At 31.5% G+C, this 23,317-nt stretch carries 19 protein-coding genes; 14 read left to right on the top strand and 5 right to left on the bottom strand.

The annotated features are described in order from the left end of the window. Nucleotides 1–7: 7 nt before the first annotated feature. From AC2CGR_RS22135 to AC2CGR_RS22105, 7 genes are all read left to right on the top strand, one after another. Nucleotides 8–1,183 carry a S1C family serine protease gene (locus AC2CGR_RS22135; RefSeq protein ID WP_001977497.1) on the top strand — a complete coding sequence of 392 codons (1,176 nt, stop codon included), beginning with the start codon at nt 8–10 and terminating at the stop codon, nt 1,181–1,183. A 53-nt stretch (nt 1,184–1,236) separates the two neighbouring features. Beyond that, nucleotides 1,237–1,422 (top strand): CxxH/CxxC protein, encoded by a 186-nt coding sequence (locus AC2CGR_RS22130; protein WP_001052835.1) that lies wholly within the window; start codon nt 1,237–1,239, stop codon nt 1,420–1,422. Nucleotides 1,423–1,481: 59 nt separating this feature from the next. Next, complete coding sequence (gene rlmH, locus AC2CGR_RS22125) at nt 1,482–1,961, top strand: 23S rRNA (pseudouridine(1915)-N(3))-methyltransferase RlmH (protein WP_001027003.1); 480 nt, start codon at nt 1,482–1,484, stop codon at nt 1,959–1,961. Nucleotides 1,962–2,967: 1,006 nt separating this feature from the next. Next, nucleotides 2,968–3,186 (top strand): hypothetical protein, encoded by a 219-nt coding sequence (locus AC2CGR_RS22120; RefSeq protein ID WP_484481152.1) that lies wholly within the window; start codon nt 2,968–2,970, stop codon nt 3,184–3,186. 121 nt (nt 3,187–3,307) lie between these two features. Next, the gene (locus AC2CGR_RS22115) at nt 3,308–4,603 is read left to right on the top strand and encodes a hypothetical protein (RefSeq protein WP_484481151.1); all 1,296 of its coding nucleotides are present in this window, start codon (nt 3,308–3,310) and stop codon (nt 4,601–4,603) included. A 145-nt stretch (nt 4,604–4,748) separates the two neighbouring features. After that, nucleotides 4,749–6,359 (top strand): DNA primase family protein, encoded by a 1,611-nt coding sequence (locus AC2CGR_RS22110; RefSeq protein ID WP_484481150.1) that lies wholly within the window; start codon nt 4,749–4,751, stop codon nt 6,357–6,359. Between the two features lie 292 nt (nt 6,360–6,651). Continuing rightward, complete coding sequence (locus AC2CGR_RS22105; protein WP_484481149.1) at nt 6,652–8,262, top strand: recombinase family protein; 1,611 nt, start codon at nt 6,652–6,654, stop codon at nt 8,260–8,262. 215 nt (nt 8,263–8,477) lie between these two features. Here AC2CGR_RS22105 and AC2CGR_RS22100 read toward each other — a convergent pair whose 3' ends face one another. Continuing rightward, entirely contained in the window at nt 8,478–8,795 is a 318-nt protein-coding gene (locus AC2CGR_RS22100; RefSeq protein WP_484481148.1) for a hypothetical protein, read from the bottom strand. A gap of 1 nt (nt 8,796) precedes the next feature. After that, entirely contained in the window at nt 8,797–10,680 is a 1,884-nt protein-coding gene (locus AC2CGR_RS22095; protein WP_484481147.1) for a DEAD/DEAH box helicase, read from the bottom strand. A gap of 461 nt (nt 10,681–11,141) precedes the next feature. On the opposite strand from AC2CGR_RS22095, the gene AC2CGR_RS22090 reads away from it, so the two are divergent. From AC2CGR_RS22090 to AC2CGR_RS22075, 4 genes are all read left to right on the top strand, one after another. Next, a complete protein-coding gene (locus AC2CGR_RS22090; protein WP_484481146.1) occupies nt 11,142–13,316 on the top strand; it encodes a DEAD/DEAH box helicase in 2,175 nt (724 codons plus the stop codon). After that, nucleotides 13,309–14,067, top strand: a complete 759-nt coding sequence (locus tag AC2CGR_RS22085; protein WP_484481145.1) for a DUF2290 domain-containing protein — start codon at nt 13,309–13,311, stop codon at nt 14,065–14,067. The genes AC2CGR_RS22090 and AC2CGR_RS22085 overlap by 8 nt, the downstream gene beginning before the upstream one ends. A 183-nt stretch (nt 14,068–14,250) precedes the next feature. Next, the gene (locus AC2CGR_RS22080; RefSeq protein WP_131101218.1) at nt 14,251–14,862 is read left to right on the top strand and encodes a hypothetical protein; all 612 of its coding nucleotides are present in this window, start codon (nt 14,251–14,253) and stop codon (nt 14,860–14,862) included. A 103-nt stretch (nt 14,863–14,965) separates the two neighbouring features. Next, nucleotides 14,966–15,844, top strand: coding sequence for a radical SAM/SPASM domain-containing protein (locus AC2CGR_RS22075; protein ID WP_000713634.1), 879 nt, complete (start codon nt 14,966–14,968; stop codon nt 15,842–15,844). Between the two features lie 37 nt (nt 15,845–15,881). On the opposite strand, the gene pepF is transcribed toward AC2CGR_RS22075, so the two are convergent. Together pepF and guaC are read right to left on the bottom strand one after the other, a co-directional pair. Then, nucleotides 15,882–17,699 carry an oligoendopeptidase F gene (gene pepF, locus AC2CGR_RS22070; protein WP_087968531.1) on the bottom strand — a complete coding sequence of 606 codons (1,818 nt, stop codon included), beginning with the start codon at nt 17,697–17,699 and terminating at the stop codon, nt 15,882–15,884. 134 nt (nt 17,700–17,833) lie between these two features. Further along, entirely contained in the window at nt 17,834–18,817 is a 984-nt protein-coding gene (guaC, locus tag AC2CGR_RS22065) for a GMP reductase (RefSeq protein ID WP_000432434.1), read from the bottom strand. Nucleotides 18,818–19,057: 240 nt separating this feature from the next. Here guaC and AC2CGR_RS22060 point away from each other — a divergent pair, with 240 nt between their 5' ends. Together AC2CGR_RS22060 and dbpA are read left to right on the top strand one after the other, a co-directional pair. Continuing rightward, entirely contained in the window at nt 19,058–20,089 is a 1,032-nt protein-coding gene (locus AC2CGR_RS22060) for an acyltransferase (protein ID WP_484481144.1), read from the top strand. 188 nt (nt 20,090–20,277) lie between these two features. Continuing rightward, nucleotides 20,278–21,723, top strand: a complete 1,446-nt coding sequence (dbpA, locus tag AC2CGR_RS22055; protein WP_131101215.1) for an ATP-dependent RNA helicase DbpA — start codon at nt 20,278–20,280, stop codon at nt 21,721–21,723. A 42-nt stretch (nt 21,724–21,765) separates the two neighbouring features. Here the strand turns inward: dbpA and AC2CGR_RS22050 are convergent, their stop codons facing one another. Beyond that, the gene (locus AC2CGR_RS22050; protein ID WP_087968528.1) at nt 21,766–22,326 is read right to left on the bottom strand and encodes a DUF1836 domain-containing protein; all 561 of its coding nucleotides are present in this window, start codon (nt 22,324–22,326) and stop codon (nt 21,766–21,768) included. Nucleotides 22,327–22,490: 164 nt separating this feature from the next. Here AC2CGR_RS22050 and trhA point away from each other — a divergent pair, with 164 nt between their 5' ends. Further along, nucleotides 22,491–23,138, top strand: coding sequence for a PAQR family membrane homeostasis protein TrhA (trhA, locus tag AC2CGR_RS22045; RefSeq protein WP_029440313.1), 648 nt, complete (start codon nt 22,491–22,493; stop codon nt 23,136–23,138). Nucleotides 23,139–23,317: the final 179 nt, after the last annotated feature.

The following is a 23,317-nucleotide window of genomic DNA, read 5'->3' as shown; positions in this document are numbered from 1 at the left end:
AACAAATATGTCCTTTATTGATGGAGAAAATTATCGTATGAAACGTGCAAAGAAAAAGAAGCATAAAGGTATTGTTATTTCTAGCATAGCAGGAACAATTGTAGGAGCTTCGTTATTTGCATTTGGAGCTCCTTTATTTTCAAATGATACGGACGCGTTTCCGCAAGCTGAAGCAAGTGGAAGTAATATGGCGGAAGCTCAAGGTATTAAACAGATTAGCTTTGTGGATGCTGTTGATCGTGCGTCTGAAGCTGTTGTTGGAGTTATTAATATTCAACGAGATAATTTTTCAGAGGCAGATTCAGAAGCAGGTACGGGATCAGGTGTAATTTATAAGAAGACAGATGGTCAAGCTTATATTGTAACGAATAATCATGTTGTTGCTGGAGCAAATCGTATTGAAGTAAGTTTAAGTGATGGTAAGAAGGTTCCTGGAAAGGTATTAGGAACCGATGTAGTCACAGATTTGGCTGTACTAGAGATAGATGCAAAGCATGTGAAAAAAGTAATTGAGATTGGCGATTCTAATACTGTTCGTAGAGGAGAACCAGTCATTGCGATTGGAAACCCGCTCGGGCTACAATTTTCTGGAACCGTCACACAAGGTATTATCTCGGCTAATGAGCGTATTGTCCCTGTAGATTTAGATCAAGATGGACATTATGATTGGCAAGTAGAAGTATTGCAAACAGACGCAGCAATTAATCCGGGTAATAGTGGTGGTGCGCTTGTAAACGCAGCAGGTCAATTAATTGGTATTAACTCAATGAAAATTGCTGCAAAAGAAGTAGAAGGAATTGGACTAGCTATTCCTGTTACTAGAGCTGTTCCAATTATGAATGAATTAGAGAAGTATGGAAAAGTAAGAAGACCGTATGTTGGAATTGAACTTAGATCATTAAATGAGATTCCAAACTACTATTGGTCAAAAACGTTGCATTTACCAGGCAATGTAACAGAGGGAGTTTGCATTTTAGATGTGAAAAGCCCTTCGCCAGGTGCAGATGCTGGTTTACGAGAACACGATGTGATTGTAGCAGTAGATGGAAAGCCGGTTCGCGATATTATCGGATTCCGTACGGCCTTATATGATAAAAAAATTAATGATAAAATGACTCTTACGTTTTATCGTGGTACAAAACGAGCAACAACAACGGTTAAACTAGGCATTCAAAAGTATTAAAAACAGGAGGGCCTACCTCCTGTTTTCTATTGTAGAAAAGTGAGGTGAAGAATATGAATTTACCTTGTTGTTTAGAACATGTTGAATTAGCTTTAGATATTATTGTGGATGAGTGTGAAGTTCCGCCAGTTATTAACAATGTGGATAACTCGGAAAAAGAGAAAAAAACATGTGAATTTTGTCAAAATGAGGCGACATATGTTGTATCGAACACAGATTCTCACACAATATGTGGGTAACAATTGTGGATATGTGGATAAGTTATGTGGATAACATGTTTGTAAGGTGGGGAATACGTGTGAATATCTCGATTATTTCAATTGGGAAATTAAAAGAAAAATATTTAAAACAAGGTATAGCAGAATACTTAAAACGATTATCTGCATACGCGAAAGTAGAAGTAATTGAATTGCCAGATGAAAAGGCACCAGAAAATTTAAGTGAAGCAGAAATGTTAATTGTAAAAGAAAAAGAAGGAATACGTATACTGGATAAAATTTCTGATGATACGCACGTGATTGCGTTAGCGATAGAAGGAAAACAAAAATCATCAGAAGAATTTGCGGTAAGCTTAGATCGTCTTGCTACATATGGGAAGAGTAAAGTTGCATTCGTAATTGGTGGATCACTTGGATTAAGTTCAGAAGTAATGAAGCGTTCAAATGAATCACTTTCTTTTTCAAAGATGACATTACCACATCAATTAATGCGATTAGTATTGCTTGAGCAAGTGTATAGGGCATTTCGTATTAATCGTGGGGAACCGTATCACAAGTAACTGCAAACCAAGCTCAAAAAATAATAAATTAAGTATGTATATTATAAAATAAGTTAATAATGATGGTGTAATCAATAATAATTTATTAAACATTTGGACGAAGTCATCAAGGAAGTATATAAAGAAATAGTTGAATAGTAATTGTATTGGGATTAGATTGCCGAATACAAGATACAAATTCATTATTTTCTTTAATCTTTCTTGTTTGCCTTCGTCCTTTTTTGTTAAAAAGGAGGGATATATATGAAAAGTAGCATTCCAAAAATAGTTGTTACCATCTTCGTGAAAAAAGTAATTAAAGAATTATTAAAATAAACTCTAGGGAGGGAATGAAATGAGCTTTTTACCTGGAAATAATGATTATGAAGAGCTTATAGAAGAGGTAATTGAATTTATTTGGGATATCCTGTTTAAAGACAAAGATTGAAAGTATATGATGAATTATTTAGCCACTAGGTTCAATCTCACTAGTGGCTAAATAATGAAAATATAAAAATTACATTTATATATTATAAGGTTAGATGCCTATGCCGATAGGCAGTCCATATATGAGGCTGGTAACATAGAAAGACATATTAAAGTAAGAGGATTATATTCTTAAATATCCCATTATATAATCCTCTAAGCATTTTTTGATATTCTTTATTTGAGCCCCACTTTAAAGACTTTTAACTCATTGTCATTAAATGCTTTAAATATCCTTTTATCAAAATATAAAAATATAAGTGGGATACTGTAAAATTTAAATTTTATACTTCCGATTAAATAATCAAATTATCATTCAGCCGGAAGTGGATTGGAATACTATATTTTAAATATAATATATCCTTATTTTATAATTTTTTAGCTAAATAAGTTAGAGCAATTAGGTATAATATATTTAATATTAAATGAGGATACATATTTATAATTTCTTAATAAACATGCATAGAGTATTTTTCTGATAAATAATTCAAGATTTAAAATGCAATATACATGAGGAATAAATAACGTGAGGAGAGATTGTATGAAGAGAAATTTACATTCTAAACCATCTAGAATAAGAAAGAAACCAATTTATAGAAATAGAAAAGTAATTGCAGAAAATTCACTTGAAAATGAATGTACGCTATGCAAGAGAAAATCATTTTTGTTACAAGCTTATTTAAGTGATAATGGTAATTTTATTAAAGTTTGTGAGTTGTGTAAACCTTATGCTGAGCGCAGGGCATATATAAGGATTTGAAGTTTGTATTATAACTATCGTGATACAATTTACCGTTGAAGTTGGGACAGCAAACTAAATTAAAGAAATTTATATTAGAGAGACTATTTTATGTATTAGTAAAAGGGGGGAAGGTGTAATAATGAATACGTTTGATGAATTATTGGGATATTCGGGTATAAGAGAGGGGAAAGAGGCAGGTAAAGAATCAGTTGAATCAATTATATTTGGAGATCATTTTAATGATTTATGTAAGGGCTTAGATCTAGACCCTGGGATTGTAAAGAAATATATACTAGAATATTCCAGTTTTAAATTATTACAAGAGCAATGCTTATTTTCTGATGACGATATTAAATTAATGGAAAAATATAATGAAGAAGTAATAGTGAATTTAACGTTTGGGGAAGTTTTGGATAAGGAGTTTTGTAATTCTCTCGAAACATATTATGAAAGCTTTGGACATGTTTTAAATAATAAAGTTGAAACAATTGCTTTTAAAGAAAAAGAAAAAATAATGCAAGCAATTAAGAATACAACTCAAGTGACAAAATCACTAAATTATATAAAAAATGAAGGTATGTTTTTTAATATATATAAGGACTGGCTAAAACGACATAAAAAACCTTTTAATAAAGAAGGAGATAAATTAAATGAAGTGAAGGATATAGGAATATTAAAGGGAAATATCATATCTTTTTTGAAAATGCTAAATCAATTAGATGGATTAGTATGTAATGAAGATATGTTTCAATTTGAGAATGCTTCCAATATGCTATTTATTTTTAGGTGTTATCAACTAGTAAATGAAAATTTACATAAGATTGATTCATCTTATGAGGGAGATTTTTTAAATATATTAGCTTCATTATGTATTATAGAAGATATTAATTTAAAATTATATTTAGCAAAGCAGTTAATAGAAAATGGTGATTTATTTGATGAGCGTAAATACAAATCCCTTAAATTGCTTTTAAGAGATGTATATATGTTGGCAATTGTATATCCAGAATTTACAAAAAAATATATAGAGGGAAGAATATTAAATAAAAAAAATCGTTCCTTGGTATTGAAGGAAGTCAATCAACAAATAAGTTTGAAAGAAGAATTTAGAAATATTAAGGATTTAAAACGAAGATTATACACATATGAGGTATTAGGGAAGAAAAGACTTTTCAATTTTAGTGAAATGATGGATGAATATGAAAAATTAGAGGTAAATAATCTAAAGCTATATAAGAGTATCTATTTGCGAATCTCTAGCATTCAATCAACAAAAAAAGAAGCCGATCAATTTTTCATTAGAGATATTACAGATACAGCTAAAATATGTGCAGAATTGGAAATGGATATTGAATCAATTATGTCCGCATACTCATTTGAAATAGTAGAGAGGGTCAAAGCAAAATGGCGAAGCGTACGGATGTCGTCTAAATAAAAAAATTATGAAACGTTATTTCTTTTATGAAATAACGTTTTTTTAGTGTTATCAAGGCTTCCACTAGCATATTTTCATTTTTAACCAATATGTAAGTGAGTTTTTAATATGTAATATATGGGTCAAGGGAGGTTGGATGTTTAAGATGAAGAATTCTATTGATGAAAAATTATATATAACTATAAATCTCGATGATAATAAAGAAGAACAAATTAATACTCAAGGAAAGGGAAAGCAAAATGAAGATTTTGTTGAAGAATTTAGTAATAACGTCGGGAATATTACAGATATATTTGCTTCTTATACAGTAAGCAATATAGAAGGGTGTGTAAAAAAACAAAGTAGCAATGTAGATAAGGGTACTAAAGAATCGAGTAGTAAGCAAAAAGTTAAAAATAAGGAAAGTGATAATAAAGGGTTTAAAGAAAGTGAGAATGAGAAAGTAAATAAAACTAATGTGGATTATGACATTTATAAAAAATTATTAGAACGGGCGCAATTTAGAGTACATCAAGATGATGTGTATTTATACATAAATCAATACGGTTATTTTAAAAAATTAACGCCTAGTGAATTAAAGGTAATAATTAGGAAGGGATGGCCTGAATGGATTGAACGACAACTAACTAAGTATAAGGTAGATGATGTGATTGATCGATTAAAGGGAAGTCATGTACTACAAATTAATAGTGATAGTTTTGATAAGTATACAGGTCTAGTTAATTTTGAAAATTATGTGTTGGATGTAAATAATGGTGATTTATATGAGCATTCACCTAAATTTAATTTTAAAAGTTATATTAAAGCTAACTATTATACGAATATGAACAAAAATAGAGGGGAAACATTCAGGGGATTTATAAATCAATGTATTGAGGGCGATGAGGATAAAGGGAAATTACTTCAAGAAATATGTGGATATGTAATCTCTAATTTTTTTAATGCAAAGAAATTTTTTGTTTTTATTGGGAAACCACATACAGGCAAGAGTACATTATTAGACTTATTAAAAGAGATTATAGGTAGTGAATATACATCAGCAATACCATTACATAAGTTAGGTGATCGTTTCATGACAGCTAATCTATTTGAGGCAAAGTTAAATATATCGGGTGAATTGAATGAAGGAGAGCTTAAAGGATTAAATACGATTAAGGCTCTGACTGGTAATGATGACATTATAGGTGAAAGAAAAGGAAGAGATCCATTTGTATTTAAAAATAAGGCGAAATTAGTATTTGCAGGGAACCAGATGCCATTATTAAAGAATTTAGATAGTACTTCTGCATTTTTTGATCGGATAATTTTTGTAACATTTAATAATACAATCCCAGAGCATAAAAGAGATTTAGAGCTAAAAGAAAAAATGCTTAGGGAGAAGGATTACATTGTTTATTGGGCTATAAAAGGACTAAAAAGATTGATTAAAAATAATTTTATATTTACTACATGTAAAAGCTCTACTGATTTTAAAAATAAATATGTAGAAGAAGTAAATACAGTTATCTCATTCATTCAGCAATGTTGCCTATTAGATAGAAATGATTATAGGTTACGAATTCATAAGAAGGATCTATATCATAGTTATTATCAATACTGTACAAATAATTGTTTGGGTGCAGTGGGAAAATTGGAATTTTTCAATCAAATAAATGGCTTATCATTAGAGAAAAAGAAATTTAGATATAATAAATCCACTCCATTAGAAGGATATTTAGGAATTACCTTAAAGGATAGGATAGAAAAGGATTTTTAAAAAGATTGTCTACATTATCTACCTTATAGCTAAAAGCATTGATTTTATGCGGATATTTTGAGTCATAGGGTAGATTTATAGCTAATTATTTACTACATAATTAGCTACATGTAGAACTTAAGTAAACGTAAATGTATGGAATTTATATATATATTATATTTTTGGATACGTATTTCTATAGTGAAAGGGGGGAGGAAAATGATGATAAATGATGCAACTAAGTATAGTGATTTAATCGATATCTTGTGCGATGTATTAGTTGACTATATGTATATTGGAAAGGATGAAGAACGTGAAGAAGGTAGCGATATATGCTAGAGTTTCGACAACGGAACAAGCAGAAAAAGGTTATTCTATTGATGCACAAATTGAAACCGTTAAGAAAAAATGTAAATTGGCGGAAAGGATAGTTATTAGGGAATATGTGGATCGAGGGATAAGTGGAAAATCCATTGAAAAGCGTGTGCAATTGCAACAATTAATAAGGGATGCAAAATCAGGGGAGTTTGAAGAAGTATGGGTTTGGAAAACAAATCGTTTAGCAAGAAATAACTTAGATTTGCTAAAGGTCGTAGATATTCTAGAAAAGAGTAACGTAAGTTTCAAAAGTTGTACGGAAGAGTTTGATACTTCCACAGCAGCTGGGAAATTATTATTAAGTGTGCTTGCTTCTTTGGGGGAATTTGAACGAAAAACAATTGTTGAAAATGTACAAATGGGCATGAAAAAGCGAGCTAGGTTAGGCAAATGGAATGGTGGACAAGTATTGGGGTATAAATCTGTTAAGGATAATGGAGATAGCAAAAAATCTAAATTACAAATTGTAGAGGCAGAAGCTGAGATAGTTCGAATGATTTTTAATTTATATGCAGGTGGAAAGGGACTAAAAAGCTTAGTAAATCACATAAATAAATTAGGGTATAGGAGTAAAAAAGGAAATATGTTTGCAATTGCAACAATTAGGGACATTTTACATAACCCATTGTATATTGGGAAAATTCGTTATAATAAAATGCAGAATTGGAGTGAAAAAAGAAGGAAGGGAAAGAGTGAGGAAATCATATTAGTTGAAGGGGAGCATGAAGCCATTATTGATATAGATTTGTGGGATAAGGTTCAAAGTTTATATAAAAAGAAATCTTATAAACCAGTTAGAAATTATAGTGGTTCATATCCATTAACGGGTATTTTGAAGTGCCCACAGTGTGGTGGCTCTATGGTAGCTGGAAAAACTAAAAGAAAACTTAAGGACGGAAGCTATAAAATACATCAGTATTATTTTTGTGGTGAATGGAGAAATAAGGGGATTGCCGCTTGTCGTTCCAATGGAGTTAGGAAAAATGAAATTGAGGAATGTGTTTTTAATAAAATACGAGAACTACTACTTACTAAGACTATATTAAAAGATGTCGTAGATCGGATGAATAAAAAAAGACAGAATATTACAAAACCAAGAAAAGAGCGTTTAGAATATATAGATAAAAAAATTAAAGAATTGGAATTGAAAAAGAATAAAATATTCGATTTGTACGAAGAAGGTATTTTTGAAAAGGAGGATTTATCTGAGCGAGTGAAAAGCCTTTCTAATCAAATAAAATGTAATTTAAAAGAAAGGGATAAACTTCAGCAAAGTGTTTCAGAAGAGCAGATAGAACCTATTGATTATAAATTAGTTAAAAGGGTTTTGGCTAAATTTAATCAGGTATTAACTAAGGTAGAGAATGAAAAGAAAAAGTTAATTTTGAATTTAGTAATTCAAAAAATTGAATTGGATGAACATAGGAAATTACAGGGGATCACATTTACATTTGATGATCAAATTAAAAAGTATATATTTAATGGACAAGAGGATGCTTCCATATATGGAACATCCTCTTTTAGTTTTTCAATAATTTGTAGGTAAGTCATTAACGTAAATCTCAAAATAAGAAATGTTTTAAAATTCATCAACATAACAACTATATTATGTAAATATGAGTAAGAAAGTAGAAATCAAGGAAAATAAACGCAATACTGAAAAATCTAGGTGAAAAGGAATATTGATGCAAAAAACGAACTTCATTTGATTTTGAAGTTCGTTTTTATTTGAAAATAGGGTATTAGAATTGGTATATATTTTTAAGCTAGTTTTTTTGGAGTGTTACGCTTCAATTGCGCAATTAGTTTTTGCTTTTCTATCTCTCGATCATAAATTACTTCTGTAACACCTTCGATTTCTGACTCAAGTTTATACAATAAATCCTCTTTAAAATAATATTTGTACTCAGCAATAGAGCCATTTTCTAAATAACAGGAAACATAAGCAACTAAAAAATATGTTTCTTTTTTATAATTGATTGCAGAATAATTGGATAAATTAAGATTAGTTAGAAGTGTTTGTGGCGTTATCTTAGGTGAATAAGTTTCATCATATAAACGCTCAATTAAATCTTTCATATTAATTCTCCTTTAAATGATATTTTAACTCCGATAAAATAAATTCGTTGTAAGTTTCAATTTGTTTTAATGCTCTCTCATAGTCATCTAAATCCCAATCTTTACGTTTTTTATTATTAAATAAGCGTAAAGACATATTAAAGTATTTCGCTAGTGTAGCACCATTATCATCTTTTTTATCGTAGGGTAATTTATTAGAATTAGCAATAAAATTATGTCGAACCTTGGTGATTTCGTCACTATTAACTTCAATTTTAAAGTGAGAAAGTATATCTGGTATAATTTCTTCGTTGATTTTTGCATTTAGTAGGGAACGCAAATTTTGTTGATATAAATCGGGACGCAATAGTTTTTCAGTTTGAATGTCGTTTTTTACATCCATTTGCTTACTTAAATTCTTAGCCATTTCTTCTGAAACACCAAATTCAGACATTAATTTTTGAATTCTCTTTTGTTCATCAGCTAATTTTTTTTCCCTCATTTTAATAAGTTCGGTGTCCATAAAAGCATCAACGTTCATATTAAAGTCATTAGATTCCGATGTATACCCAAATTCTAATTCATCTAATGGTGTCGTTGGTTTAAGTTCTCGTTCCTTTTTAGCCTTTTTCTTTATCTCTTTAATTACTTCACTTCTTTCAATTTCTGTTTTATAATTTAACCATAAATCGTCTAGCTTAAGTTCTCTATGGTGTACGACTTGTGCGATGTTATCTTCTTCATTTATTTTATAACCATCACTTGGGGATATAGACCTCAAAACCCTACCTATAAATTGTTGATATGGCAAGTCAGATCCAAATGGTCTAAAAATAGCAGCAATAGATAAAAATTTGTGATCATATCCTTCGCCTAGTAACGCAACGTTTACGACAACCTCAACCTGATGCGAATCAATCCTAGAAAATTCTTCTTTTAAATCTTTTTTCTCCATTTTACTGTGTACTATAGCTACATTTAACCCTTTTTGCTCGTAAATTTCTTTAAGGTTTTGTGCGTGCTCAATACTACAAGCTACGGCCACAATTTTATGTGGGGTATTATTAGTTTTATTTTTCTTTTCATTTAATAATTCAATTGATCGCTCAACAACACTAAGATTGCTTTCTGGAGATAAGGCAACGCTTCTGCGAACCCAATCTTCAGGCTTAATTTTCATTACCTCTTCTAGGGAATAATACTTACTATCGTCTTTATCTAGTGTAAACAACATTTTTTCTGGAATATGGACAAATCTTTCTAGGGTTTTGACATATCCATTAGCCATAGCTTGTCCTAATTTATAACGGTAAACCTCTTCACCTTCAATTTTAATACCATCACTCCTAAATGGGGTGCCAGTTACTTTTAGTATCTTTGAATCAGAAAAATATTCAATTGTTTTCTTCCAAGTATAAGCTTCTGAATGATGGGCTTCATCAATAATGACCATATCAAAAAAATCTTTATCAACTTTATTTAATAAAGAGCTCTCTAGTCGTTCTTGTAGTTTATGTATATTTAAAATTACTAAATCCGAACTTTCTAGTATATCCGGGCTTAAATCCTTTGAATACTCAATCACAGTTGGCAATTCATACTTACCTGAAAATACTTTCGTAGATAACCAAAAGTTCAATGGATACATAGGATCAAGTGAACCTAGTACAGTATCTTTAACAACGGTTTGAGGGGTTATAATTAGAACTCTTTTTTTGGCTATTCCATAGGGAGCAATTGCCATTAATCCAGTTTTACCTGAACCTGTAGGTAAAACAACCAATGCGGTTCTATTTGAGTTGTCCTCAGAAAAAAAGTTTTGTAATTTTTCATATGCAAAAATTTGTGGATCTCTTAAATTAATATTGCTTCGGATGTGTGGATTTGCAACTAAATAGTGATTCATTCTATAGATTCCTTTCCATATGTAATATAGTTTTGTACGATTTTACTAATAATAACAATTATACAATAAGTTATAATGTATTTTTAATTGCTTAATAGATTTATATAGTATTACTATGCAGTTAATTGGCAATATTATAGTAGATATGGATGGAAAAGATTTAAATTAAGGTCATAATCTTAGTTACAGTCATCTATTTTTTAGGAGTTTTATACCAATATTAGTATGAAACTGTCCGTTTAAATAGTGCATATTTTTTGATTTACATCTCTCTTTAGACCATTTAAAAGACATTAAAAAGATTTAATTAAGTCGTACCTATATGAAGATACTAGCAGTAAAGTAGCTACAAAAATTATACGGAAAGTTAATTTAAATTAACGTATAATTTAGTTCAAGAGATATTATAGAGAACAAATTAATTTTGATACTTATAGAGTATTTTTTAAGGAGTAGTGAATATGGAGATAAAAATCTATGACAAAATAGCGTTTAATAACGATAAGTTAGCCCAACATATACAAACGTACTTACAAGATGAATTTAATAATCATGAAGCCATTGCGTATTATCAAGAACCGGATTACTGGACAGCATCTAATGTACTTCCTACATTTACAATTTGTTCTAAGAAATATGGAATAGTTATAATCAAGGTTTATGAGCATACTAAAGAAACTTTAACCGAAATTACAGATAAATATTGGATGATAAATGGTTTGAAGAAAAAAAATGCCTTTATTGATTTTGCGGATTACTGTTTCAAATTAAAGAATGATATTGAGTTACCTTCTAATGATATTTATGATGAGATTCCTATCACTAATATTGTTATTTTTCCAATGTTAGACAGTACTGAAGTTAAGGTTGATTTAAAACGTAAGAATGTAAATGAAATTATTTTTTCTAATTATCGTTCAATCGAATTGACGGAATGCTTACCTGAAGTTGAAATAAGTGATGATAGTTGGCTTAAGCTAAAAAGTGTTATTCAGAAATCTAATATTTTAAATAAAGAATCGAATTATTTTGTAGACACTCCTATTTCAAATTTAAGGGATGCTATTGCATATAATAATCAACAAATTAACCTTTTTGATGAAGAACAATTAGATGCTAGTATGACTATTACTGAGGGTGCCCAGAGGATTCGAGGACTAGCAGGTAGCGGTAAGACGGTTATACTTTCAATAAAGGCTGCTAGACTACATAGAAAATATCCTCAAGCAAAAATTGCCTATGTATTTTCTACTCATAGTTTATATAAACAGGTTACAGAATTAGTTAATAAATATTACGGTAAGTTAACTGGGGAGAAATTAAATCCTGAAAATTTACAGGTTATACATGCATGGGGTGGGAAAACTACTGGGGCTGGTTTTTACTATAATGTTTGTAAATCAAATGGGATTCAACCATTGGCTGTTAGGGATCTATTACAGTATAAGGATAAATTTGAAGAGGCCTGTAAGCGTTTGTTGGATTACGATTTGAAGGAAGAGTTTGATCAGGTATTAATAGATGAAGCACAAGATTTACCTTTAAGTTTCTTTAAGTTGGTAGAAAAGGTATCTAAGAAGCCTAAAAATATTATCTGGGCATACGATGATTTACAGACTACAAATGATGTTAAGATTCCGGATTCTGCTGAACTTTTTGGTGTCTTAGAAAATGAAGAAGAAAAAGTGCCACTGTTACCAGAGAATGATTATATTTTAAATAAATCATATAGAAATCATAAAGATGTATTAATGTCTGCACTAGCATTGGGATTTGGGTTGTATTCAAGTGATGGTATAGTTCAAATGATTAATAACAAAAACACTTGGAATGCACTTGGTTTTACGGTAGATGGTGAATTAAACTATAATTCTCAAGTGAAAATTATTAGGCCTGAACAAAATAGCCCTAATAACCCAAATAAAGAGTATACAAAATTTGATATTATGAATTATGAAAAATTTGATACATATAAGGATGAGCTTGTAAGTGTATCTAATTTAATTCAAGAATTGATTTTGAGAGAACAAGTTCGACCAGAAGATATTATGGTTGTAGATATGCATTCTAGGGCGAAGGCACGTTTATTAGATTTGCAAGGATTATTATATAATGAGGAAATTGAGAGTACTATCCCAGGGATTATTGATGGGGCAAAGGATTTCTTTAAAGAGGATTCAGTAACTTTAACGACTGTTAGAAGAGCTAAAGGTAATGAAGTACCTATTGTGTTTATTATTGGTGTAGAAGAGGCATATGAGGCTAATACACCATTTAAAAAAAGAATCCTGAGAAATATGCTGTTTATTTCAATGACAAGATCTAAAGGTTGGTTATTTATGTCTGGTCATGGTGAGAATGCTGAAAAATTTAGGATTGAGCTAGAGGGGCTTTATTCTGATGTTAAAAAAGGAATATTTGAATTTAGATACCCTAGTAGGGAAGAAGAGGAGTTTATTAATAGCTTAAATCTTTTAACAACTGATACTAAGAAAACTGAGCAATTACAAAGTCAGGCAGAGGTAATTAATGAAATATTATCTACTGGGGATTTAGGAGCATTAAAAGCATTTTTAGACGAAGATGCACTGGAAAAATTCAGAAAAGAGATATTTAAGGGGAAAAACGATGCCTGATATCTATGATGTTATAAAGAAGGATATAAGCGAGACTATAAAAAAATTAATGGGATTTAATTTGATAGCTAATCCTTCTTTTTCGGATAGAAAGAGCTGCAAAGTCAATAAAATCTCTAGTCGCCTAAATGGGCCTAAAATTGATAAGACAAAAACATATGTTGAGAACTTTTTAAAATTCTATAATGAAAATGAATATTTGTTCTTATTTTTAGATAATAGTTTTATACAAATAAACTATGAATTTATTCAACATCCAACAACCAGAGAGAGGGTTGTAAGTAAAGCGAATTTAAATTTTTATCCTAATCCTGGATTATATGAAGAAGGGATACTTGAAATGATGAAAGAAGATATTCCAGAAGAAGAGCAAATTGACTTTTGGAATTCTTTAAAAATGGATACAGCAAGAGATTTTACTTATCATTCAAACTATATGCGACTGGATTATTCAAATAAGGAATCTGATTTTACGGAGCTTACTCATCCTAGATGCCACATTCACTTTGGGTTGAATAATCAATTTAGATTAGCTATTAATAAACTGCCTTTGTTATCAGATTTTATTGATCTTGTTTTGTTTACTTCTTATATCTCGGATTGGGAAAAAATTCACAAAGATAAATTAGAGGATTTGAAAATGTATTCAAATTATAGGAGTGAAAGAAGCAGGAGTTATATTCAATTAACAGAGTTTGAAAATGTATTGACAGAAGTTGAAGAATTAGGCTATTCGCTTAAATTGATTTGAATAGTATATGGAGAATGCTCGGATTACAATTTAGGTTTTTTATTTTATATGAAATAAAAGAGATACGGAATGTTTGCAGTTAAAACTGATACGGTGAACCGTATCATAAATAGTAATAGTACATTTAAACGGCTACAGATGTGGCCGTTTTCTATATTTCATAATATGTAATAGGAGAACTGTATGAAGCCAAAACAACTACTAAGTTTATATATAGAAAATTTTTTAGTCGATAAACTACAAAGATTGGGCTTCCGTTATGCAAAGAGTGTACCTAAATTTTCTCGTAAACAAGGTGATTTTGAATTAACCTTTAGTTTTTCGCTCAGTACATGGAACTCTGAAAATTATTGTGAGTTTTGGACCATGTGGGATGTTACATCAAAAAAATACTCAAAATGGTATAAGGGTCAATGGGGAGATAAACCAGTTAACGATGCGGTAGTTGGAGATCCAGAGTGGAATATTCCAGGCTGGAAAGGAAAGGAACAGTATTGGAAGCTTACGAATGTGGAATATGATAGGACAGAATTTAGCGAATTTATAGATAGTGTAATGGATGTTGGAATTCCATATTATTCGCAAATTGATGACTGGGATACTGCAGCAGATTATGCTACAAGAAGTCCAATTATTTTTTATGAAAAGGTATGCGATTTTTATATGATATCAGGGCAAAAAGAGAAAGCGAAAGAAATCCTTGAGAGAGGTATTCAAGAGATTAAAGATAGAAAACATGATAGTAATATGCAACTTTTAGAAATTCAAAAGAGGTTAAAGAGGTATTTTACGTAGTAAAAGCTTATTCCCTAAAATAAGTATGTTTCTATTTCTAAAAAAGTATGCTGTAATATGAAGAGGAAAAAGTATAAGTAGTCATAGAAGTGAGGAGTTAAAGGTGAAGAAGTTTAAGAAATTTTACTTGGAGATTACGAGTGTATGTAATCTTGCGTGCAGCTTTTGTCCGCCGACGGAAAGGCAGAAGCAATTCATTTCTGTGGAGGATTTTGCGAAAAGATTAGACCAAATTAAACCACACACAGACTACATTTATTTGCACGTGAAGGGTGAGCCGTTGCTTCATCCGAAAATAGATCAATTGTTAGATTTAAGCCATGAAAAAGGGTTTAAAGTTAATATTACAACGAACGGAACGTTAATTAATAAGAGAAGGCATAGACTGTTAAATAAGCCTGCTTTAAGACAAATGAATTTTTCACTGCATAGTTTTGATGGACACCCAGGTTCACAAGATAAAGAGGGCTATGTAAGAAGTATACTTTCCTTCATTAGAGAGGCAACAAGTCAATCAGATTTAATTGTTTCACTAAGATTATGGAATTTAACGCAGGATAATAAAACGAATGCTGAAATCCAAAAAAATAGAGAGTTATTATCCATCATTGAAAATGAGTTTGATCTATCTTATCAAATTGAAGAGAAGCTTACACCAGGAAAAGGTATAAAAATTGCGGAACGCGTCTTTATTAATCAAGACTATGAATTCCAGTGGCCAGCATTGCATGAAGAAGAGGATGATGGAAAAGGATTCTGTCATGGTCTTCGAAATCAAGCTGGTATTTTAGCGAACGGAACGGTTATTCCTTGTTGTTTAGATGGTGAAGGGATTATTAACCTTGGAAATATTAATAATGATTCATTCTCTAACATTATAGAAGGCGAAAGAGCAACAAACATTGTCGATGGATTTTCTAGAAGAGTTGCAGTTGAAGAGCTATGTAGAAAATGTGGATACCGTAAAAGATTTGGAAAGTAAATATGAAATAAGCCCTCATAAAGTGAGGGCTTATTTTTTATTCTTGATAAGAGCTCTCTAATTCATCGATTAGGGAACCAACGTAAGAAACAGCCCTGCGGATTGCATCTGGTTTTGACATATCGACTCCGGCATGTTTCATTAATTCAAGTGGTTTCATCGTACCACCAGCGCGAAGTACATCTAACCAGCGATCAACGGCAGGTTGTCCTTCCTCTTTAATCATTTGAGCTACCGCAGTAGATGCAGTGAGGCCTGCGGAATACGTGTAAGAATATAAGCCCATATAATAATGAGGTTGACGCATCCAAGTTAAGCCAGCACCTTCGTCAATTTTTACAGAATCACCCCAGAATGTCGAAAGTACATTTGTTTTTATTTCAGTTAAAGTTGTAGCTGTAAGTGCTTCTCCTTCTTCTGCTAGGCTGTATACCCTCCTTTGATATTCTCCCTCAAGTAAGTGAGTAACAAAGTTATGATAATATGTGCCAAGTAGTTGCAGAATCACCCATCTACGCATTCTCTTATCGTCAGTGGTCGCTAATAAATGCTGGGCTAATAGTAATTCATTCATTGTAGATGGTGCTTCAACAAAGTACATAGATGGACGTACGTTCATAATACGCTGGTTTTTATTTGCTAAATAAAAATGACCAGCGTGCCCAAATTCATGAGCCAATGTGAAGCAGCCGCGCATCGTATTTTGCCATGTAATTAAAATGTATGGATGAGAGCCATATGGACTTGAACAAAATGCTCCAGTTGATTTGCCTACGTTATCTGCAAGGTCGACCCATCTTTCTTTGAACCCTTTTTTGATAATGGCACTATATTCATCGCCAAGTACTTGTAAAGATTCTTGAATGAGTTTTCCAGCTTCTTCGTAAGTAATTGCTGGATTAAATTCGGGATCTAAAGGCGCATGTAAGTCGCAGAACAGCATTTGATCGAGTTCTAATACTTTCTTTTTTAAATCTGCAAAACGGCGCATATGAGGCGCTAATTCTTTATAAATAATATCAAGTTGATTGTTATACATTTCAAGTGGAACTTTTTGAGGTTCTAAAAGCATATGAGTAACCGATTCAAATTTGCGTAAGCGAGAGAGTGTTACTTGTTTTTTTACCTCGGTAGCATATGTTGTTGCCACGGTATTTTTATATCGCTTCAAGGTGGACACAAATGATGAGTATGCCTTTCTGCGTATGTCTACGCTTGGAGAAAACTCATATTTACTTTCAAATAATGCAAATGAGACAGGAAGTTCATTTCCTTGTTCGTCTTGTATGGGGCTAAAATCCATATCGGCTAATTTAGTCATACCGTAAATTTTGTATGGAGAACTATGTACTTCGCCAAGTGCAGCAAGTGCTTCTTCTGTTTCAGGAGAGAGCGTGTGCTGCCTTTTTTGTAATATGTCTAGTAATGATTTACGGAAAGGTTCAAGTTTTGTTTCTTCAGTTAAATATTTTTCAATTGTGCCTTCTTCTAATGAGAGAATTTCATTATGAATAAAGGATAGTGCCGTATGTACTTTCGTCCATAAAGCGGCAATTTTGGAAGAGTTCGCTTGAATAACTGGATTTGTACGATCAGTAGATTCTTTTAAATTTGCATAGGAGTATAGTTTTGTTAACTTCATTAAAAGCTCTTCTTCTAAAAGTAGGCAATGTAATAAGATAGTGGGGCTAGTGTGTAATTGACCTTTAAACGCATCAAGTTTTTTTATATCATCTGTTAATACACGTAATGCAGTTTCCCACTCTTTATCAGATTCGTATAAATCAGAGAGGTCCCATGTTAATTCAGTAGGAACTTCTGCACGAATATAGCGTTTCTCAATTACATCTTTCATATATTATATCCCCCTTATTATAAGTATCTAAAAATATGATACTAGAAAATTCAGTAAAATGAAAATATTTTACATTTCTATATATGAAAAAGGACAAGCATAAAAATGCTTGTCCCTCGAGTTAAATTTAAAAATTAATATACTTTATCACCGTTGAAAATAGAGTTTTTCACGACTACATAATCTACAGTACGAATTGAGTCTAATTTTGTTCCACCAGCATAAGAGATAGAAGATTGAAGATCTTGTTCCATTTCGATTAAAGTGTCTTCTAAAGAACCTTTATGCTCAACGAACATTTTCTTACCTTCAACGTTTTTCTTCTCACCTTTTTGGAATTCAGAAGCTGAACCGAAGTACTCTTTATAAAGTTTGCCGTCTTTTTCGATTGTTTCCCCTGGAGACTCTTCATGACCAGCGAATAGAGAACCGATCATAACCATAGTCGCCCCAAATCGAATAGATTTAGCTACGTCGCCATGTGTACGAATACCACCGTCAGCGATAATTGGTTTACTTGCAGCTTTTGCACACCAGCGAAGTGCAGCTAGCTGCCAACCACCAGTTCCAAAGCCTGTTTTAATTTTAGTAATACAAACTTTACCAGGTCCAATACCGACTTTTGTTGCGTCAGCACCAGCGTTTTCTAATTCTCTTACCGCTTCTGGAGTTCCAACGTTTCCAGCGATAACGAAGCTTTCTGGTAAATGCTTTTTAATATGTTGAATCATGTTGATTACAGCATTAGAATGTCCATGCGCGATATCAATCGTGATGTATTCAGGTGTAAGGTGTTCAGCAGCTAACTGTTGTACGAATTCATACTCGTCCTCTTTTACACCAACGCTAATAGAAGCGATTAATCCACGTGATTGCATATCTCTAATAAATGAGATTCGTTTCTCTGGTTGGAAACGATGCATGATATAGAAGTAATTATTTTCAGCTAAATAAGTTGCAATTCTTTCATCAATAATCGTTTGCATATTTGCAGGTACGACAGGTAATTTAAATTTATGTTTTCCTAAAGTGACAGTTGTATCACATTCAGAGCGGCTATTTACAATACATTTTGCAGGAATTAATTGAATATCTTCATAGTCGAATACGTTTTCCATCATTTACACCCCTAAAATACGAATATTTTATTCATTTTATTTAAAAATGTTCGTCCAAAAGATAATTTACATTATTTTCACTCATAAGTCAAAGGTTTTCATGTTTATATTTGAAAATTAAAGTTTATCTACGTACTTTGTCAGTTCTTATAATAAAAATGTGTTTAAACATAGTATTATTTGATGTAAAATTATGTTTGGAAAATAAAAGTTATAGAGGGAATTTTAGGAGGAGTACTAATGAAGCGTTTAGTATATATGGATTGGTTGCGAGTATTAGCGACAATCGCAGTTGTTACAATTCACGTTTCTGCTGGTTATGTTTCCATTTTAGATGCAAATAATGCTTCACGCTGGATGGCTGGTAATCTATTTGAATCGATTTCACGTGCGAGTGTTCCGATTTTTGTAATGATTAGTGGAGCTTTATTGTTAAAGGGGACAAAAGATATTTCAGTCGGAGAATTTTTACAGAAGCGCGCAAGTAAGGTGATTATACCTTTTGTAGCTTGGAGTGCTATATTTTATGCATATGGAGCCTATGCAGGGTATTTTCCAGCATCTTTAAAGCAAGGAATAAAGCACTTTTTAACGGATACTATTGGGGGACATTTATGGTTCTTATACATGATTGTAGGGATATATTTAATTACACCGCTACTGAAAATCTTTGTGAAGAACGCTAAAAAAAGAGAGATAGAATACTTTTTAATTTTATGGCTATATGCGTCTGTTGTAGTCAATTTAGTTAAATATTATTATCCTATCAACTTTAATATTGAATTATTTTACGTTACAAATTATGTGGGGTATTTCCTACTTGGTTATTATTTATCAAATTTTGATATTTCGAAAAAATGGAGAAATATTTCTTACATTGGAGGATTTGTAGGATTTATTAGTACATTCTTTATTACTTATTACTATACAGTAAAAGCAAATGGACAATTAGAGCAGTTTTGGTATGGATATTTTGCGCCAGGTGTCGTACTGATGGCGATTGGATTATTTATATTTTTCAAATATGCATTCCAAAAATCCGAAAGAGAATTACCATTGTTATTCCGTTTTATAAATCAAGCAAGCCTTGGAATCTATATTCTTCACTTCTTCTTATTAAATAACTTGTTGTACATGGTTTTCCCTAAAGTAAATGATCGTGTGCATGCAATATTGGCAATACCTATTAATGTAACGATTACAATTGTTCTTAGTATGGTAATTACGTTAGTATTGCAAAGAATACCAGTTGTGAAAAAACTAGTTCCGTAAAAAATGAATATGGTATAGATAGGGCAGACTTATTATTAAGGCTGCCCTTTACTATTTTAAAATTATACTTAAATCAATTTAGGTTGAAACGAATTAAAAACAGTGGATTAATATAGTATCTTACTATAGTCTAAAGTGAGGTATGAAGAACATAATAAATTAAATATAAAATCAAATGAGGTTAATATATGAGTAAAAAAAGCTTTAGTAATTATGCATTAAGTAAAGAAGTAAGGCGAGCACTTACTGGTTTAGGATATGAGCATCCAACAGAAGTGCAAGGAGAGGTTATTCCAGTTGCATTACAAAAAAAGGATCTTGTTGTAAAGTCGCAAACAGGAAGTGGAAAAACAGCTTCGTTCGGTATACCACTTTGTGAAATGGTAGAGTGGGAAGAGAATAAACCACAAGCGTTAGTTTTAACACCAACGAGAGAACTTGCTGTTCAGGTGAAAGAAGATATTACAAATATAGGGCGATTCAAAAGAATTAAAGCTGCTGCAATTTATGGGAAATCCCCATTTGCACGTCAAAAATTAGAATTAAAGCAAAAGACGCATATTGTAGTAGGGACTCCAGGACGTGTGCTGGATCATATTGAAAAAGGGACTCTTTCATTAGAACGATTAAAATATTTAGTGATTGATGAAGCAGATGAAATGCTAAACATGGGCTTTATCGATCAAGTAGAGGCAATCATTGATGAATTACCCACAAAAAGAATGACAATGCTATTTTCAGCAACTTTACCGGAAGATGTTGAAAGGTTATCCCGTACATATATGAACGCACCAACTCATATTGAAATTAAAGCTGCTGGGATTACAACAGATAAAATTGAACATACCCTTTTTGAAGTAAGGGAAGAAGAGAAGTTGTCACTTCTTAAAGATGTAACAACAATTGAAAATCCAGACAGTTGTATTATTTTTTGTCGTACACAAGAAAACGTAGATCATGTATATAGACAGTTAAACCGAGTTAATTACCCTTGCGACAAAATACATGGTGGCATGGTGCAAGAAGATCGTTTTGGAGTGATGGATGATTTTAGAAAAGGAAAGTTCCGTTATTTAGTAGCAACGGACGTAGCTGCGAGAGGAATTGATATTGATAATATTACACATGTTATTAATTATGATATTCCATTAGAGAAAGAAAGTTATGTACACCGTACAGGAAGAACAGGACGAGCTGGTAATAGCGGAAAGGCCATTACATTTATAACGCCTTATGAAGAGCGATTTTTAGAAGAGATTGAGGCGTACATCGGTTTTGCAATTCCGAAGGCAAACGCACCTTTAAAAGAAGAAGTTTTGAAAGGTAAAGCTGCATTTGAAGAAAAAATACACGCTAAACCAACTATAAAGAAGGATAAAAATGCAGATATAAATAAAGGAATTATGAAATTGTACTTTAATGGCGGAAAGAAAAAGAAAATTAGAGCGGTGGATTTCGTCGGTACAATTGCTAAAATTCAAGGTGTTTCTGCTGAAGATATAGGTATTATTACAATACAAGATAATGTTTCTTATGTTGAAATATTAAATGGAAAAGGACCACTTGTTTTAAAGGTTATGAGAAATACAACGATAAAAGGTAAACAATTGAAAGTCCATGAGGCAAATAAGTAAACAAAAAAACTATCCACTTTAATAGGTGGATAGTTTTTTTATTTAAGATTCCTTTAAATCATCGACTAACTTCTCTGCTAAACGTCTATACATATTGCTCATGTTCACTAAGGAGTTTAGTAATAGAAACTTTTCTAGTTTTGGATCTTCTAAAGAAGAAATCTCACTTACTTCTGAAACACGATTATTTACGTCTTGTTTAAAGCTTTCGACGTTGTTTTCGGTAAGAGTAAGATAATCTTTATATAGCGTATTTAATTCGAATGAATCATCGCTTAATAAGGATTCATTTATATGTTCTAAGGAACTTTTTATGTCATTAATGGAAAGAGCTCCTTTTAGTTGATAAATTAAACTGATTAAAATCATATGCTCTTTTGAGTATTTTTTATTTTTGATTGGAATAAACAATTTACCTTTTGCATAATTGTTAATCATTGTTTTTGTTAATACTTTTTCATCATCGGTTCTTGTTGTATCTGCATAAGTGTTTTCAAATAGTTGGACAACCTGGTCTACATACAAGTCGACATTTGGAATGTCTTCAAGTGTAATATTTTTTTCTAAATGTAATGTTTCAAGCAATTTATTTATATTTTCCACGTAGAATCCCTCACTTTTATAACTTAGTGGAGCATAATGTTTATCTTATCTCTAAATATGGTATTACGAAACAAATGAATTGTAAATGTTGACCTCTAGTATCGATAGGTATATAATTACATGTAGTTATCAAAACTACATGTAATTATATGAGGGGTGTTTATATGAATACTTACATAAGAGAACCGGTTAATGCTTTTACTCATTTGGGAGGAGCTGTATTATCATTTATTGCGTTACTAGCTATGCTTGTAAAAGTTTCTATTAAGATGCCATCTTTTGCGGCAATTACAGCTATTATTTTGTTTGGTATCGGAATGATGGTTCTGTATACAGCATCAGCTGTATATCATAGTGTTGTAGCCAGTGAACGTGTTATTTATTTCTTTAGGAAGCTTGATCACTCTATGATTTTTATATTGATTGCAGGTACATATGCACCATTTTGTTTAATTACATTACATTCCGAAAACGGTTTATTATTATTTTGTTTAGTTTACGCAACTGCCATTTGTGGTATTGTTTTTAAAATGTTTTGGTTTAATTGCCCGAGATGGTTATCAACAGCAATTTATATTACAATGGGCTGGTTAATTGTTCTGTTCTTTGCGCCGTTAGCTGCTAACTTAAGTACAGGAGGCATGGTGCTCTTAGTACTTGGGGGCATTCTTTATACAATTGGTGGATTTATTTATGGAACAAAGCCAAAATGGTTAGAGTTTAACCATATGGGCCATCATGAAATTTTTCACGTTTTCGTGTTATTGGGAAGCCTTGCCCACTTTTTAAGTGTATATTGCTATGTAATTTAACAATATAAAATTTCCAATTGATTTTTATTTTTCTTGATTAATAAAAAAAGATATAGACACATATGTATGTTGAAGAGTTACATAACGTAAAGGTTATGTGGCTCTTTTTTATATAAATAATAATCGAAAATAATTTTTAGAATTATCAGTCTTTTTATGATAGGATATATGTGTATTGA

It is taken from the genome of Bacillus sp. LSHTCR4 (genome assembly GCF_057197025.1).
This window is presented reverse-complemented; position numbering and strand designations above follow the sequence as displayed.

Excerpts from the sequence above, each read along its gene's own strand:
- AC2CGR_RS22115 (WP_484481151.1), top strand. The coding sequence starts at position 3,308 with ATGAATACGTTTGATGAATTATTGGGATATTCGGGTATAAGAGAGGGG.
- AC2CGR_RS22080 (WP_131101218.1), top strand. The coding sequence starts at position 14,251 with ATGAAGCCAAAACAACTACTAAGTTTATATATAGAAAATTTTTTAGTC.
- pepF (WP_087968531.1), bottom strand. The coding sequence starts at position 17,699 with ATGAAAGATGTAATTGAGAAACGCTATATTCGTGCAGAAGTTCCTACT.
- AC2CGR_RS22090 (WP_484481146.1), top strand. The coding sequence starts at position 11,142 with ATGGAGATAAAAATCTATGACAAAATAGCGTTTAATAACGATAAGTTA.
- AC2CGR_RS22095 (WP_484481147.1), bottom strand. The coding sequence starts at position 10,680 with ATGAATCACTATTTAGTTGCAAATCCACACATCCGAAGCAATATTAAT.
- AC2CGR_RS22060 (WP_484481144.1), top strand. The coding sequence starts at position 19,058 with ATGAAGCGTTTAGTATATATGGATTGGTTGCGAGTATTAGCGACAATC.
- AC2CGR_RS22085 (WP_484481145.1), top strand. The coding sequence starts at position 13,309 with ATGCCTGATATCTATGATGTTATAAAGAAGGATATAAGCGAGACTATA.
- AC2CGR_RS22135 (WP_001977497.1), top strand. The coding sequence starts at position 8 with ATGTCCTTTATTGATGGAGAAAATTATCGTATGAAACGTGCAAAGAAA.
- AC2CGR_RS22120 (WP_484481152.1), top strand. The coding sequence starts at position 2,968 with ATGAAGAGAAATTTACATTCTAAACCATCTAGAATAAGAAAGAAACCA.
- guaC (WP_000432434.1), bottom strand. The coding sequence starts at position 18,817 with ATGGAAAACGTATTCGACTATGAAGATATTCAATTAATTCCTGCAAAA.
- AC2CGR_RS22110 (WP_484481150.1), top strand. The coding sequence starts at position 4,749 with ATGAAGAATTCTATTGATGAAAAATTATATATAACTATAAATCTCGAT.
- dbpA (WP_131101215.1), top strand. The coding sequence starts at position 20,278 with ATGAGTAAAAAAAGCTTTAGTAATTATGCATTAAGTAAAGAAGTAAGG.
- trhA (WP_029440313.1), top strand. The coding sequence starts at position 22,491 with ATGAATACTTACATAAGAGAACCGGTTAATGCTTTTACTCATTTGGGA.
- AC2CGR_RS22100 (WP_484481148.1), bottom strand. The coding sequence starts at position 8,795 with ATGAAAGATTTAATTGAGCGTTTATATGATGAAACTTATTCACCTAAG.
- AC2CGR_RS22130 (WP_001052835.1), top strand. The coding sequence starts at position 1,237 with ATGAATTTACCTTGTTGTTTAGAACATGTTGAATTAGCTTTAGATATT.